At 67.3% G+C, this 13,564-nt stretch carries 15 protein-coding genes; 12 read left to right on the top strand and 3 right to left on the bottom strand.

Translation table 11 applies throughout. The features are described 5' to 3' along the window. Window positions 1–60: 60 nt before the first annotated feature. Window positions 61–1,050, bottom strand: a complete 990-nt coding sequence (locus MH112_RS12925; protein WP_296568410.1) for a glycosyltransferase family 9 protein — start codon at window positions 1,048–1,050, stop codon at window positions 61–63. A 61-nt stretch (window positions 1,051–1,111) separates the two neighbouring features. Here MH112_RS12925 and MH112_RS12920 point away from each other — a divergent pair, with 61 nt between their 5' ends. The 4 genes from MH112_RS12920 to MH112_RS12905 all read left to right on the top strand — a co-directional run bounded on the left by MH112_RS12920 (window position 1,112) and on the right by MH112_RS12905 (window position 4,416). After that, complete coding sequence (locus MH112_RS12920; protein WP_296568408.1) at window positions 1,112–1,936, top strand: folate-binding protein; 825 nt, start codon at window positions 1,112–1,114, stop codon at window positions 1,934–1,936. A 45-nt stretch (window positions 1,937–1,981) separates the two neighbouring features. Then, window positions 1,982–2,572, top strand: a complete 591-nt coding sequence (locus MH112_RS12915; protein WP_296568405.1) for a DNA-3-methyladenine glycosylase I — start codon at window positions 1,982–1,984, stop codon at window positions 2,570–2,572. Beyond that, a complete protein-coding gene (locus MH112_RS12910; protein ID WP_296568402.1) occupies window positions 2,572–3,198 on the top strand; it encodes a ribonuclease HII in 627 nt (208 codons plus the stop codon). The genes MH112_RS12915 and MH112_RS12910 overlap by 1 nt, the downstream gene beginning before the upstream one ends. Window positions 3,199–3,327: 129 nt before the next feature. Beyond that, window positions 3,328–4,416, top strand: coding sequence for a site-specific DNA-methyltransferase (locus MH112_RS12905; protein ID WP_296568401.1), 1,089 nt, complete (start codon window positions 3,328–3,330; stop codon window positions 4,414–4,416). An 8-nt stretch (window positions 4,417–4,424) separates the two neighbouring features. Here the strand turns inward: MH112_RS12905 and mutY are convergent, their stop codons facing one another. Beyond that, on the bottom strand, window positions 4,425–5,471 hold the full coding sequence (gene mutY / locus MH112_RS12900; protein WP_296568399.1) for an A/G-specific adenine glycosylase: 1,047 nt from the start codon (window positions 5,469–5,471) through the stop codon (window positions 4,425–4,427). A gap of 80 nt (window positions 5,472–5,551) precedes the next feature. On the opposite strand from mutY, the gene MH112_RS12895 reads away from it, so the two are divergent. The 8 genes from MH112_RS12895 (at window position 5,552) to MH112_RS12860 (ending at window position 13,128) form a co-directional block, all read left to right on the top strand. Continuing rightward, window positions 5,552–6,112, top strand: a complete 561-nt coding sequence (locus MH112_RS12895) for a DciA family protein (protein ID WP_296568396.1) — start codon at window positions 5,552–5,554, stop codon at window positions 6,110–6,112. A 109-nt stretch (window positions 6,113–6,221) separates the two neighbouring features. Continuing rightward, the gene (locus tag MH112_RS12890; RefSeq protein ID WP_296568394.1) at window positions 6,222–6,833 is read left to right on the top strand and encodes a DsbA family protein; all 612 of its coding nucleotides are present in this window, start codon (window positions 6,222–6,224) and stop codon (window positions 6,831–6,833) included. A 23-nt stretch (window positions 6,834–6,856) separates the two neighbouring features. Beyond that, a complete protein-coding gene (gene smc / locus MH112_RS12885; protein ID WP_296568393.1) occupies window positions 6,857–10,300 on the top strand; it encodes a chromosome segregation protein SMC in 3,444 nt (1,147 codons plus the stop codon). A 168-nt stretch (window positions 10,301–10,468) separates the two neighbouring features. Further along, entirely contained in the window at window positions 10,469–10,867 is a 399-nt protein-coding gene (locus MH112_RS12880; protein ID WP_296568367.1) for an AtpZ/AtpI family protein, read from the top strand. Between the two features lie 3 nt (window positions 10,868–10,870). After that, entirely contained in the window at window positions 10,871–11,623 is a 753-nt protein-coding gene (locus tag MH112_RS12875) for a F0F1 ATP synthase subunit A (RefSeq protein WP_296568364.1), read from the top strand. Between the two features lie 57 nt (window positions 11,624–11,680). Then, window positions 11,681–11,908: a F0F1 ATP synthase subunit C gene (locus MH112_RS12870; protein WP_293321260.1), complete on the top strand. Its 228-nt coding sequence runs from the start codon at window positions 11,681–11,683 to the stop codon at window positions 11,906–11,908. Between the two features lie 117 nt (window positions 11,909–12,025). Next, entirely contained in the window at window positions 12,026–12,625 is a 600-nt protein-coding gene (locus MH112_RS12865) for a hypothetical protein (RefSeq protein ID WP_296568361.1), read from the top strand. Between the two features lie 11 nt (window positions 12,626–12,636). After that, window positions 12,637–13,128 (top strand): ATP F0F1 synthase subunit B, encoded by a 492-nt coding sequence (locus tag MH112_RS12860; protein WP_296568360.1) that lies wholly within the window; start codon window positions 12,637–12,639, stop codon window positions 13,126–13,128. 4 nt (window positions 13,129–13,132) lie between these two features. On the opposite strand, the gene MH112_RS12855 is transcribed toward MH112_RS12860, so the two are convergent. Continuing rightward, complete coding sequence (locus MH112_RS12855; protein ID WP_296568357.1) at window positions 13,133–13,540, bottom strand: hypothetical protein; 408 nt, start codon at window positions 13,538–13,540, stop codon at window positions 13,133–13,135. Window positions 13,541–13,564 lie beyond the last annotated feature (24 nt).

Here is a 13,564-nt window from a genome sequence, read left to right as displayed (position 1 = left end):
TCGGCCAGACGGTGCTCGTCCGGGGTGCGGAACGCCGCCTGCCCTCCGCGTTAGGCGAGATCACACGACGCGTTTATGGGTTTGCTCAGTCTCTTTGAGCAACTGATCTGCGCACCCAGCGACATGATCGACACTCAGATCCATCATGTGACAGAAACTCTGATTCAGCTCCGGATCCTGCGCTCGAATCTGCTCGAAGGTTCGCCCGCCCCGCACGACCTGGGTGAAGGATCCCCAGGGGCCGTAGAGCGTTTCATCGGAGGGGCCAAACAGTCCCAGGGTCGGGACGCCAGCAGCGGCGGCCAGATGCATCAGCCCCGTGTCATTGCCGACGAACAGCCTGGCCTGCCGGAGGGCGCCATAGCTGGTCAGCAGGTCGGCCTTGCCCACCAGATCGATGAACCTCGCCTTGGGGACCACATGGCGCAGGGAGGCAACGACCCCAGCGTCCTCCTGGCCGCCCAGCACCATCAGCCGCGCCCCTTGCAGCGCGCCGCCTTCGCCCAGCAGTCGAATGGCCAGTTGAGCAAACCGCTCCAGGGGCCAGGTCTTGCCCACCCAGTTCGCCGCCGGGGCCACCGCCAGGATCGGTCCCTCGCCTTCGGTCAGGGATAGCGCCGCGGCCTCCGTCTCGGGGGAGAGAAAGATATGCGGGGCGGGGGGATCATCCTCCAGCTTCAGCAAACGCGCGGCTTCGATGACCTTATGCACTGCAGGCCCGGCCTGGGGTTTCAGGATCGCCCGACGTCGGGTGCGCACGAAGCTGGCCATGGCCGAGCCCCGCAGGTCGACCACCAGCCCCCACCGGCGGCGTCGGACCCGGCGCCACAGGGAAAGCCAGTGGGCGGGGCGGTCCGGGTTCGGCAGGGTGAGGATCTCATCGAGCCCAGGCACATCGGCAAACAGCGGCGCGCTCGCCGGGCCCGCGACAATGGTGAAGCGCGCATGGGGGATCTCGTCGCGCAGCTTGGCCATCAGCCCCGAGGACAGCACCGCATCCCCGATCCGGGGCGTGGTGATGAACAGAATGGGAAACGACCCTTGCGTCATGGACTTGTTATAGATGTCCCTTGGCTGGCGCGCGAGCCGCCTCGATCCTAAGTGGAGCGACATGGTCCAGACCCTGAGCTACGCCCGGCTGGAAAGCCGCGCCCTTATCGCCCTGGGCGGGGCCGACTGGCGGGACTTTCTGCACAATCTGATCAGCCAGAACGTCGAGACCCTGGCCGAAGGGGAGATTCGCTTCGGCGCGCTGCTCACCCCCCAGGGCAAGGTGCTCTACGACCTGTTCGTGATCGGCACGGCGGAGGGCTGCTGGCTGGATGTGGCCGCCCAGCACCGGGACGTGATTGTGCAGCGGCTGATGATTTATCGCCTGCGGGCCAAGGTGACGATTACCGCCATTGAGCCTGGGGTCGCAGCCCTGTTCGGCGAGGACCTCGCCCCAGGCGATGGCTGCCTGGCTGATCCCCGCCTGCCGGCCCTGGGCTGGAGGGGCTATGGTTTGGCATCTCCAAACGGCGCGTCCGAAGTACCTGAAGCGGATTATGTCGCCTTCGCCCACGCCCTGGGTGTGCCGGTCGCCGCCGACTGGGGGGTGGAGAAGACCTATCCCATTGAGGCCAATTTCGACCTGCTGAACGGGATCGACTTCAAGAAGGGCTGCTTTGTCGGCCAGGAAACCACCTCGCGCATGAAGCGACGGGGCACGGTGAAGACGCGGTTTCTTCCGATCACCTTTGAGGGCGAGATGCCGCCCCCGGGTGCCGAGGTGCTGGCGGGCGAGTTGCGAGCCGGCGAGGTACTGAGCGGCGCAAAGGGCCTGGCCATGGCCTCCCTGCGCCTGGACCGGATCGCAGGTGCTGAGCTGACGGTGGACGGACGCCCCGTGCGGGTCGTGCGGCCAGACTGGTTTGAGCGGGCGCTCGAACCCTAGGCGGTGAGCTTGCCCCAGGGGGCTGCGGCCGCAAAACTGCAGCCCATGAGCAGCGACCTGATTCGATGCGGCTGGCGGGGCATGGCGGGGGACCCGCTGTATGAGGCCTATCACGACACCGACTGGGGCGTGCCGGAATACGACGCCCGCGCGCTGTGGGAAAAGCTGGTGCTGGACGGCTTCCAGGCCGGACTCTCCTGGATCACCATCCTGCGCAAGCGCGAGGCGTTCCGCGAGGCCTTTGCGGGCTTTGATCCTGAGATCGTCGCCCGCTTCGGCGAGGTTGATCGCGCCCGGCTGATGGCTGACGCCGGCATTGTCCGGTCCAACGCGAAGATCGATGCGGCGATCGCCAGCGCGCGGATCTATCTGGACATGCGCAAGAAGGGTCAGGACCTGTCGAGCTTTCTCTGGACCTTCACCGACGGCAAACCGATCCAGAACCAGTGGACCGAGATCGGTCAGGTCCCGGCCCAGACGCCGCTCGCGGTGGAGGTGTCCAAGGCGCTGAAAGCCCAGGGCTACAAGTTCGTCGGTCCGGTGATCGTCTATGCCTTCATGCAGGCGGTGGGCATGGTCAATGACCACCTCACCGGCTGCTTCCGGCATGACGAAGTCGCGGCGATGAGCGCCTGATGGCCCGCAAGACGGCTGCCCTCAGAGCCCCGGACCTCCTGCTGGAATCTGCCTGCCCCGCGCCGGTCTGTGGCGTGGATGAGGCTGGCCGCGGCCCATGGGCGGGACCTGTGAGCGCCGGGGCCGTGATCCTCGACCCCGCGCGTATTCCGCATGGTCTGAACGACTCCAAGAAGCTGACCGCCAGGGCCCGGGAGGGTCTGGAAATCGAGATCAAGACCTCAGCCATTGCCTGGGGAGTCGGGTTCGCCTCGGTGGACGAAATCAGCGAACTCAACATTCTGCATGCCGCAGGTCTGGCCATGCGCCGCGCCGTCGAGAGCCTTGGGGTGTCCCCAGCCTTCGCCCTGGTGGACGGCAACTATCCTTTCCAACTGCCCTGCCCGGTCAGGACAGTGGTGGGCGGGGACGGCAAGTCCCTGTCCATCGCCGCAGCCTCGATCCTGGCCAAGGTGGCCCGCGACCGGCTGATGATCGAGATGGACGCCCGCTACCCTGGCTATGGCTTTGCCGGCCACAAGGGCTATGGCGCTCCAGCCCATATCAGCGCCCTGGCGCGCCTGGGTCCCTGCGAGATTCACCGCACCACCTGGGCGCCGGTGCAGAAGGCGCTGCGGGGCGAATGAGCCCCGAAGGGCCAGGTTCACCGGGCTCAATGGGACGCGCTTGGCTTAATTCCTCGTTCACCACGTTTCGAAACGGCCCCTTCACTACGATAGGGGAGGATTCCCTTCTGTGAGATCCGAGGGGCGTCCATGAGCTTTCCCGCCGAAACCATTATCCAGGGCGATTGCATCGAGGAGCTGAAGAAGCTCCCGACCGGATCTGTGGACCTGGTCTTCGCTGATCCGCCCTACAATCTGCAGCTGGGAGGCGACCTGCTGCGGCCGGACAATTCCAAGGTCGACGCCGTCGACGACGAGTGGGATCAGTTCGAGAGCTTCGCGGCCTATGACGCCTTCACCAAGGCCTGGATGGCCGAGTGCCGCCGGGTGCTGAAGGATGACGGTGCCCTGTGGGTGATCGGCAGCTACCACAACATCTTCCGGGTCGGCGCGACCCTTCAGGACCTGGGTTTCTGGATCCTGAACGACGTGGTCTGGCGCAAGTCCAACCCCATGCCGAACTTCAAGGGCACCCGCTTCACCAACGCCCATGAGACGCTGATCTGGGCGGCCAAGTCCCGGGGCGCGCGGCGCTATACCTTCAATTACGACGCCATGAAGATGGCCAATGACGAGCTGCAGATGCGCTCCGACTGGACCTTCCCTTTGTGCACAGGCGAGGAGCGGATCAAGGACGCCACCGGCGCCAAGGCCCATCCGACCCAGAAGCCAGAAGCCCTGCTGCACCGGCTGATTCTGGCCTCCACCAAGCCCGGGGATCTGATCCTGGACCCGTTCTTCGGCTCGGGCACCACCGGTGCGGCCGCCAAGCGTCTGGGCCGGCGGTTCATCGGCCTGGAGCGGGAAGACGAGTATGTGGCGGTGGCCAAGACCCGCATCTCCAAGGTGATCCCCGTTTCCCCCGAGGACCTTCTGGTCACCGGCTCCAAGCGCGCCGAGCCCCGGGTGCCGTTTGGCCAGATCGTTGAGGCGGGTCTCCTGCGCCCCGGCGACGTGCTCTATTGTCCCAAGGGCGAGCGAGCCGCTCAGGTCCGGGCCGACGGCAGCCTGGCGATCGGCGACATGACCGGTTCAATCCACAAGGTCGGGGCCATGGTGCAGTCGGCACCGGCCTGCAACGGCTGGACCTACTGGCACTTCAAGACCGACGCTGGCCTTGCCCCCATCGACGTCCTGCGGATCAAGATGCGCAAGGACGCCCCGGCGGTGGCGGCATAAGGCACCCCCTAAAGCAGGTTCGACAGCCCGGCGCGGGCGGCTTTCAGGAATAGGCTGGGCAGGGCCTCCAGATCGCGCCTATCGGTCCAGATCACACCGTCCGCCGACCCTTCAGCCCTCAGCAGTCGGAGGGTGAGGGAGAAGTGCGTGAAGACGTGCTCCACCTCTCCAGCGCTGCGCCAGTCGGCCTGTACCGGTGCCGCCGACCTCGCCTCGGCATCTGACCAGGGTGCTGCCCGCCAGTCGCTGGTGGGCAGCCCAAGCATGCCCCCCAACAAGCCCTTGGGTGGCCGGCGCACCAGGGCCACCGTTTCGGCGCGGGTCAGGATGTAGGCCACCCCATGTCGGTGCGGCCTGGAAGCCTTGGCCGTCTTGCGCGGATAGGTTTCCGGAGCCCCCGTGGCGTGCCCAGCACAGGCCTCCGTCACAGGACAGCGATCACATAGCGGCGACTTGGGCCGGCAGATTGTAGCCCCCAGGTCCATCAGCGCCTGGGCCCAGTCGCCCGGTCGATCCTCACGCACAAGGTCTCCGGCCAAGGCTTTCAGCTCCGGCTTTGCGGCCGGCAGCGGCGTCTCCACGGCAAACAGCCGGGCCATGACCCGCTCGACATTGCCATCGACCACATTGGTCGCCTCATCGAAGGCAATCGCCGCCACAGCTGCGGCTGTGTAAGGGCCAAGACCTGGCAAGGCGCGCAGGGCCGCTTCCGTGCCAGGAAACACCCCCCCATGGTCGCGGGCCACCGCCCTGGCGCAGGCTAACAGGTTACGGGCCCGGGCGTAGTAGCCAAGCCCGGCCCAGGCGGCCATCACCTCGTCATCGGGGGCTGCCGCAAGATCCGAAACGGTGGGCCATCGGGCGGTGAACTTCAGGAAGTAAGGGGCCGCGTGGGGGACGGTGGTCTGCTGCAGCATCACCTCCGAGAGCCAGACTCGGTAGGGATCAGAGCGCAGCCCGCCCTGGCCCGCAGCCGGCGGGACACGCCACGGCAGGTCCCGGGCATGGGCGTCATACCAGGCAAGAAGTCGGCGGCGGATCTGTTCAGGGCTCACGCCTACAGACTTAAGGCCTCAAACCGTTCCTGGGCAGGGGGACTCTGACTTGCGAGGCGCTCGGTGTAATCTGACCCACCATGGCCCCCCGCCCGCTCCCTGACCTGGAAGAGACTCGCCAGATTCTGGCGCGCCGTCGCACGCGCCCGGCGCCACGGCCACCGCCGCCGGCGGGGCGCGGCCTGACCAAGCTGATCCGCGACCTCGACGCCCGGTTTGGCCAGGGCCCCGGTGCCCTGCAGGCCCGCTGGCGGGAGATCGTCGGCGAACAGATCGCCCGGCGAACCGAGCCGGTAAAGCTTGTCAAGGGCCGCAACGGGGCCGGGGCGGCCCTGGAAATCCGGGTGGCCGGACCGGCGGCGTCGCTGATTCAGCATCAGGCCCCTGAGATCCTCGCCCGGGTGAACCTTTTTCTCGGTTCCGGGGCGGTGGAACGCCTGCGGATCGTCCAAGGACCCCTTCGACCGGCGGCGGTGAGCCCGGCCCAGGGGCCAAAGCGCCGGGAGGCCCCGCTCGACGCCGCCCAGGAGGCCGAGCTGACCCAGGGCCTGGCCCTGGCGCCGGACGGCCCCCTCAAGGCCGCGCTGCTGGCCCTGGGGCGTGGGGTACTGCGAAACGCCCAACGGACCCAGCGCCGTTGACATTGATCCGCCGGGGCGGTTCTTGCCATCCAGAGGCGCCATGGGCCAGGCCCAGAGAATCGCGCTTTAACTTGTCTTCCGGACTCTCATGACCAAAGGGCCGACCTTCATGCCGAACCTCAGCCGCCGCCTTATGATGGCCGTCGCCGCCGCGACCCTCTTTCTGGGGGCCTGCTCGGGTCAATCGTCCGCCGCCGCCGATGGCGACATGACCATGGGCGACCCCAATGCGCCGGTGAAGATGGTCGAATACGCCTCCCTAAGCTGCGTCCACTGCGCCAGCTTCCACAAGGATGTGTTCCCGGGGGTGAAGGAAAAATATATCGACACCGGCAAGGTGCACTACACCTTCAAGGAGTTCCTGACCCCGCCCGCCGAGGTGGCCGCAGCCGGTTTCCTGCTGGCCCGCTGCGCCGGCGAGGACAAGTACTTTAACGTCATCGACTCCATCTTCCACAGCCAGCAGGACATGTTCGCCACAGGCGATGTCCGCGGCACCCTGCTGCGGGTCGCGCGCTCGGCCGGCCTTACCGAACAGCAGTTCCAGACCTGTATCTCCAATGAAGAGGGCCTGCGCGCGCTCAACGCCCGGATCGAGAAGACCCAGCGTGACGCTCGTATCACCTCGACCCCGACGATCATGATCAATGGCAAGGTGGCCAAGGAAGGCGCCATGACCATGGCCGAGATCGACGCCGCCATCGCCGCAGCCCAGAAATAGGCCTGAGGGGGACCTAGGCGCCCGTGCGCTTTCAGCGGCTTCGGCTGACCGGCTTCAAGTCCTTCGTCGATCCGACGGAGTTCCGGATCGAGCCGGGGCTGACCGGGATCGTCGGGCCGAACGGCTGCGGCAAGTCGAACCTGCTGGAAGCCCTGCGCTGGGTCATGGGTGCCAATTCGGCCAAGGCCATGCGGGCCGGCGGCATGGACGATGTGATCTTCGCCGGCTCCGGCAAGCGTCCATCCCGCAACCATGCCGATGTCACCCTGACCATCGACAATGCCGAACGCCGGGCGCCTGCGGCCTATAACGACCACCCGGTGCTGGAGGTGGTGCGCAGGATCGATCGCGGGGCTGGCTCTACCTACCGCATCAACGGCAAAGAGGTCCGCGCCCGGGACGTCCAGCTGCTGTTTGCAGACGCCTCCACCGGCTCCAATTCTCCGGCTCTGGTCCGCCAGGGACAGATCTCCGAGCTTATCGCCGCCAAACCGCAGAACCGACGTCTGATCCTGGAAGAAGCCGCCGGGGTCTCAGGCCTGCACTCCAGGCGCCATGAAGCTGAGCTTCGGCTGAGGGCGGCTGAGGCCAATCTGGCGCGCCTGGACGACGTGGCCCAGGAACTTGTGGGGGGGCTCGCCCGCCTGCGCCGCGAAGCCCGTCAGGCCGAGCGTTATCGCCGGCTGTCGGCGGAGATTCGCACCCTGCAGGGGGCAGTGCTCCTGGCCCGCTGGAGCCAGGCCCAACAGGCCGCTGAACAGCTGAAGGCCGAAGCCGCCGCCGCCGCCCGGGAGGTGGAGGCCAGCGCCCGAACCGCAGCGACGTCGGCCACCACGGCGGCTGCGGCTGACGCTGCCCTGGCACCCCTGCGGGACGCCGAGACCATCGCCGCCGCCGTCCTGGGTAAGCTGGCCATCGACCGGGACCGGATTGAGCGGGAGGCCGAGGCCCTGGCCGCTGAGGTCAGCCGCAGCGAGGCTGAGATCGCCCGCATCGACGCCGATCGCGGCCGTGAGAGCCAGATGGCCGAGGACGCTCAAGCCGCCCTCGCCCGCCTGTTGGATGACATCGCTATCCTTGAGGCGGAAGTGTCTGCCGCCCCAGAACGCATCCCCGAACTGGAGGCCGCCTTGGCCCTGGCTGAAGCAGCCCGGGCAAGCACCGACACCGAGGTCGAGCGGCTGGCCGCCGCGGTCGCCGCTGAAGACGCCCAGTGGCGCGCGGCCACAGCCCGAATCAGCGAAGCCGAAACCCGGGTCGCCCGTAGCCGCAGGACCCTGGAACAGACCCGCACCGAGCGCGCCGCCCTGGGTCCCCTGGAAAGCCCGCAGATGGCCGAGGCCAGGGGTCAGTTCGAGCAGGCCCTGGCGGCCCTGACCGTTGCCCGCCAGGGCCAGACCGCCGCTGAGGAGGCCCAGGCTGCGGCTCAGGCGGCCGAGGCTGCAGCTCGGGAAGCCGCCCGGCGCCAGGACGAACAGGTTTCGCGCCTCACCGCCGAGGCCAGGGCCCTGGCCCAGATCGTCGCCCCCCAGCTGCGCGGTGGCTTCGCCCCGGCCCTGGATGCCATAGCCCCCGCACGGGGCTATGAAATGGCCCTGGCGGCCGCCCTGGGGGATGATCTTGAGGCCGCCCTGGACCCCAAGGCGCCGGCCCATTGGGCTGGAGGAACCGCCCAAGCTCCCGTCTGGCCCCCTGGGGTCTCACCCCTGGCAGACCATGTGCAGGCACCGCCGCAGCTGGCCGCCCGGCTGGCCTATGTGGCCCTGGTGGACCGGTCGCATGGCGCGGCCCTGGCGCAACGGATTTCGCCGGGCTGTCGGCTGGTGTCGCGGGAGGGCGACCTCTGGCGCTGGGATGGCTTCACCGCCCGGGCGGAGGCCAAGAAGCCTGCCGCCGTGCGCCTGGAACAGAAGTCTCGCCTGGCCGAGGTGGAGGCCGAGCTCGAAGCCCTGGCGCCAGTCGCCCAGCTGGCCAGAGACGCCCTGACCGCCGCCCGTGGGGCGCTGGCTGACGCAGAGGCTGCTCAGAAGGCCGCCCGTCGCGAGCCCCCCGCCTGCGAACAACGCCTGGGCCAGGCCCGAAGCGTTCTAGAGCGTCTGGAGCGGGAGGACGCCCGGCGGGAGGCCCAGGCCCAGTCCCTTGACGATATGATCGGGCGGTTCACCGCCGAATTGGCGGAAGCCGAATCTCAGCAGGCCTTGGTGCTGGCCGAGGTGGACACAGGCGGTGCCGGCCAGGATCTGAGCGCTGCGCTCATAGAGGCCCGCCATCGCGCTGGCCCGGCCCGGGAAGCCGCAGCCGCGGCCCGTTCGGCCCTGGATGTGGAGACCCGAGAGAAGGATGGTCGAGCCCGCCGCCTGGCGACTCTGACCCGCGAAAGAGACGACTGGGCCCGTCGGGCTGAGGGTGCCGCCCAGCGGCTGGCGGTCCTGGAGGCCGATCGGGTTCGCGCCCTGGGCGTCCTGGATTTAGCGCGGCAGGCGCCCCAGCAGCTCGAGAGCCGCCGCATAGCCTTGCTCGATGCGTTCGCCGCCGCCGAAACCCGCCGGAGCCAGACCCATGATGCCCTGCAGGCCGGAGAGGCCGCCCGCAGCGAGGCCGAGCGTGCGCTGAGGGCCGCTGACGCCGCCGCCGCCCAGGCGCGGGAGAGCCGCGTCGCCTTGGACGCCCGCCTCGAAGCCGCACTTCAGCGACTAGGGGAACTGGCCGACCAGATTCTTGAGACCACCCGGCTGGACCCGGACGCCCTGGCCCGACGCCTGGCCGACGAGGCCGTGGCCATTCCCGCAGACGCCGGCGGCCTGGAGGCGCATCTCTCGGCGCTCGAACGCCAGAGAGAATCGATTGGCCCCGTCAATCTGCGAGCCGAGGACGAGGCCCGCGAGAGTGCTGCCCGGCTTGAGACCATGCAGACCGAGCGCGCCGATCTGACCGGTGCCATCGCCCGCCTGCGTCAGGGCATTGATGAGCTGAACAGCGAGGGCCGTGAACGCCTGGTCGCCGCCTTTGACGTGATCAACGGCCACTTCAAGACCCTGTTTCAGACCCTGTTCGAAGGGGGCCAGGCGGAGCTTCGCCTGGTGGAGTCCGAGGACCCTCTGGAGGCAGGCTTGGAGATCTACGCCTGCCCGCCGGGCAAACGCATGGCCACCATGAGCCTGATGAGCGGCGGCGAGCAGGCCCTGACAGCTGCCGCCCTGATCTTCGCGGTCTTCCTGGCCAACCCTGCGCCGATCTGTGTCCTTGATGAGGTCGACGCGCCCCTGGACGACGCCAATGTCGACCGGTTCTGCAATATGCTCGACGAGATGCGCAGCCGCACAGAGACCCGGTTCATCGCCATCACCCACAATCCTGTGACCATGGCCCGCATGGACCGGCTGTTTGGGGTGACCATGGCCGAGCGCGGGGTGTCGCAACTGGTCTCGGTGGACCTTCGTCAGGCCGAGGCCCTGGCCGCCGAGTAGGCCCGTCGGGGGGCGAATCGGCAGACACGCGCGATACTCAATACAAATCAAAGAATTAGACGCAGGCGCCAGCGCCTTGACGCTGTACCCTCGCCCCTTTAGGTTCCGCCGCGATCGAACCAGGGGTGCCGGCTGGCCGCCCAGGCCCCGGGAAGGCGTCAACGGCTTATGTCGCAACCGACCGATCCGCACCAAGAGGCGCTAAAACGCCTCGAAGCTCAACTGGACGCCGTCAATGTCCAGCGCGCGGCGCGGGACCGTAGGGGTAAGTTCGACACGGGGGCGATTGGGGCTGGCTACAAGTTGGTGGCCGAACTGATCGGGGGCGTACTCGGGGGGCTCGGCCTAGGCTGGCTCTTCGATCAATGGGCCGGGACCTCACCCTGGGGCTTGCTCCTGGGCGTGCTAGTGGGTACCGCCCTGGCGATGTTCTTGATCTCGCGCTCGGCGGGACGCATGAGCGCGCAGGCGACGACGAAGGCCGGACCAGCCACATCGGTCCCCTTCGACGATGAAGACGACGACGACGGCTGGCCCGCAGGGCCTGGCCAGAGCAAAAGGGACTGACGCGTGGCCGATCCGATGAAGCAGTTCGAGATCAAGCAGGTTCTCGAACTTCCTGCCGTCGCGGGCTTCGATCTTTCGATCACCAATTCGGCCCTGTGGATGATCATTTCCGCAGCCACCGTGACTCTGTTCTTTGCCGCAGCGTCGGCCAAGGCAGCGGTGGTCCCGGGCCGACTGCAGTCGGTGGGCGAGATGCTCTATGAGCTGATCCACAACCTCACAGACTCGATCATCGGCCACGAGGGCAAGAAGTACTTCCCCTTCGTGTTCACCCTGTTTGCCTTCATTCTGTGCATGAATATGCTCGGGCTGATCCCCTACTTCTTCACCTCGACCTCGCAGCTGGCGGTGACCGCCACCCTGGGTTTGCTGGTGATCAGTGTGGTCATCGGTGTGGGCTTTGCCCGCAACGGCCTTGGTTTCTTCAAGCTTTTTGTCCCCTCAGGCGTGCCCATCTTCGTCCTGCCCCTGGTGGTGGTGATTGAGGTCATTTCCTTCCTGGTCCGTCCGGTGACGCTCGCCCTGCGTCTGTTCGGCAACATGGTTGGCGGACACGTCGTCCTGAAGGTCTTCGGCGGCTTCGTCGTGTCCCTCGGCGCCCTGGGCGTCATGGGGGTCGCGGGTGCCCTGGTGACCCTGACGGGCATCGTGGCCATCACCGCCCTTGAGTTCATGGTCGCGTTCCTGCAGGCGTTCGTCTTCGCCGTGCTGGCCTGCGTCTATCTGAACGACGTCGTGAACCTGCACAGCCACTGATCACGACCGTCTATTCACCCCGTTTCCCGACCCCATCGCTTTCACGGAGCACTTTCGATGGATCCCCTTGCAGCTAAGTACATCGGCGCCGGCCTGGCGATGCTGGGCATGATCGGAGCCGGTATCGGCCTCGGCACCATGTTCGGCCAGTATCTCAACGGCGCCCTGCGCAACCCGTCGGCCTCGGCCGGCGAGCGTCCGATGCTCTTCCTGGGCATGGCTCTGACCGAAGCCCTCGGCATCTTCGCCTTCGTGGTCGCGCTGCTGATCCTGTTCGCCGCCTAAGGCGAGACTATCCGTGCGTTGGGGGGCGGGCTGTCGATCAGCCCGCCTTTCGCATGGCATGCCCTGCGGACAACCAACCTGCCGCATGGACCTGAGCAGACTGAACGGAGCGCCTTGATGGCCCAGACCACACCAGAGCTCGATCCGGGCGCGGCGCCCGTCGACACCCCCTATGGGACCCCGAGCCAGGACACCTACGCGACCACGACTGAGGCTGATCAGGGCTCATCGGGCTTGCCGCAGTTCGAGTTCGGCTACTGGCCCGGCCAGATCTTCTGGCTGCTCATCGTTTTTGTGATTCTCTACGTCATTCTGTCCAAGCTGTTCCTGCCCCGGGTGGGCGGGGTCATCGAGGCGCGGGCCGCGAAGATCGAGGGCGACCTCGCTGACGCGCGCACGGCACGGGATGAGGCCGAGCGTCAGTCCTCCGAAGCCGCAGCCGAACTGGCCCAGGCGCGCGCCAGGGCGCAGAAGACCGCCGCGGATGCCAAGGCCGCCGCCAAGGCCGAGGCTGAGACCCGCAATGCTGCAGAGGAAGCCAAGCTGCACGAACGCCTGGCCGCCGCTGAAGCCAGCATCCAGGCCGGGCGTGAGCAGGCCATGGCCAATGTGCGCAATCTGGCCGCCGAGACGGCCGAAGCCATTGTCGAGAAGCTGAGCGGCAAGGCCCCCACGCGGGCTGAAGTTGACTCTGCGCTTTCCCGTAACGCGGCCTGAGGAGAGACCCGATGTCCCTATTCGCGACACCCGAGTTCTGGATCCTATCCGCCGTTGTGATCTTCCTGGGCCTGCTGGCCTATTTCAAGGTCCCCGCCGCCATCGCCGGGGCGCTGGATGCGCGCGCAGAGCGTATCCAGGCGGAACTTGATGAAGCCCAGAACCTGCGCACCGAGGCTGAACGTCTGCTCGCTCAGATCAAGGTCCAGCGGGAAGAGACTGAACGTCTGGCTGCCGACATGCTGGCCCAGGCCAAGGACGACGCCGAGCGGATGCGCAAGGACGCCGCCATCAAGCTCGAAGAACAGATTGTTCGCCGGACGGAAATGGCGGAACGGAAAATCGCCACCGCCGAGGCTCAGGCCATGGCGGACGTGAAGTCAGCCGCCGCTGAACTGGCGGCTGAAGCGGCCCGCACCGTTCTGGCTGGCCGCCTCGCCGCTGCCAGCTCCGATCCCCTGGTGGACAAGGCCATCAGCCAGATGGCCGCTAAACTGCAATAGGCCTTCAGGTCCTGCGGCGGCGCCGGAACAGGTGCCGCCCCTGGATCGCCACGCGATAGCGCTTCGGGATCAGCAGGCGCTCAGAGCGAAGCACGAGCTGCCAGAACACGGGCAAGACTTCAGGGCGGCGCCTCAGTAGCCGTCTCACCGGATAGAGCGTCCTAGGATGGGCGCGCTGGAACCGGACAAAGGCCCGGCGGGCCATATATGAATTCCGCAGGATCAGGATCAGCCCCACCGTCGCCACGGGCAAACCCATGGGCCCTGGCAAGGGGGCGATCAGAATGCCCACCAGCACGATCGCGCCCCCAAGCAGCATCATCCCAAACCGAGCGAGCCGGCGAGACAGCCGGCCGATCCCGTCGGTCGAGGCGGTGCGGACCTGGGGCCGCGCGAAGGGTGCGAAGGACACGCTGAAAGACCTGGAGTGACGCGC

Origin of the sequence: Phenylobacterium sp., from assembly GCF_022402485.1 — a bacterium.
Lineage (GTDB): Bacteria > Pseudomonadota > Alphaproteobacteria > Caulobacterales > Caulobacteraceae > Phenylobacterium.
This window is presented reverse-complemented; position numbering and strand designations above follow the sequence as displayed.

Bases quoted from the DNA above. Each gene is read 5' to 3' on its own strand.
- MH112_RS12925 (WP_296568410.1), bottom strand. From the start codon at position 1,050: ATGACGCAAGGGTCGTTTCCCATTCTGTTCATCACCACGCCCCGGATC.
- MH112_RS12920 (WP_296568408.1), top strand. From the start codon at position 1,112: ATGGTCCAGACCCTGAGCTACGCCCGGCTGGAAAGCCGCGCCCTTATC.
- MH112_RS12915 (WP_296568405.1), top strand. From the start codon at position 1,982: ATGAGCAGCGACCTGATTCGATGCGGCTGGCGGGGCATGGCGGGGGAC.
- MH112_RS12910 (WP_296568402.1), top strand. From the start codon at position 2,572: ATGGCCCGCAAGACGGCTGCCCTCAGAGCCCCGGACCTCCTGCTGGAA.
- MH112_RS12905 (WP_296568401.1), top strand. From the start codon at position 3,328: ATGAGCTTTCCCGCCGAAACCATTATCCAGGGCGATTGCATCGAGGAG.
- MH112_RS12895 (WP_296568396.1), top strand. From the start codon at position 5,552: ATGGCCCCCCGCCCGCTCCCTGACCTGGAAGAGACTCGCCAGATTCTG.
- MH112_RS12890 (WP_296568394.1), top strand. From the start codon at position 6,222: ATGCCGAACCTCAGCCGCCGCCTTATGATGGCCGTCGCCGCCGCGACC.
- MH112_RS12880 (WP_296568367.1), top strand. From the start codon at position 10,469: ATGTCGCAACCGACCGATCCGCACCAAGAGGCGCTAAAACGCCTCGAA.
- MH112_RS12870 (WP_293321260.1), top strand. From the start codon at position 11,681: ATGGATCCCCTTGCAGCTAAGTACATCGGCGCCGGCCTGGCGATGCTG.
- MH112_RS12865 (WP_296568361.1), top strand. From the start codon at position 12,026: ATGGCCCAGACCACACCAGAGCTCGATCCGGGCGCGGCGCCCGTCGAC.
- MH112_RS12860 (WP_296568360.1), top strand. From the start codon at position 12,637: ATGTCCCTATTCGCGACACCCGAGTTCTGGATCCTATCCGCCGTTGTG.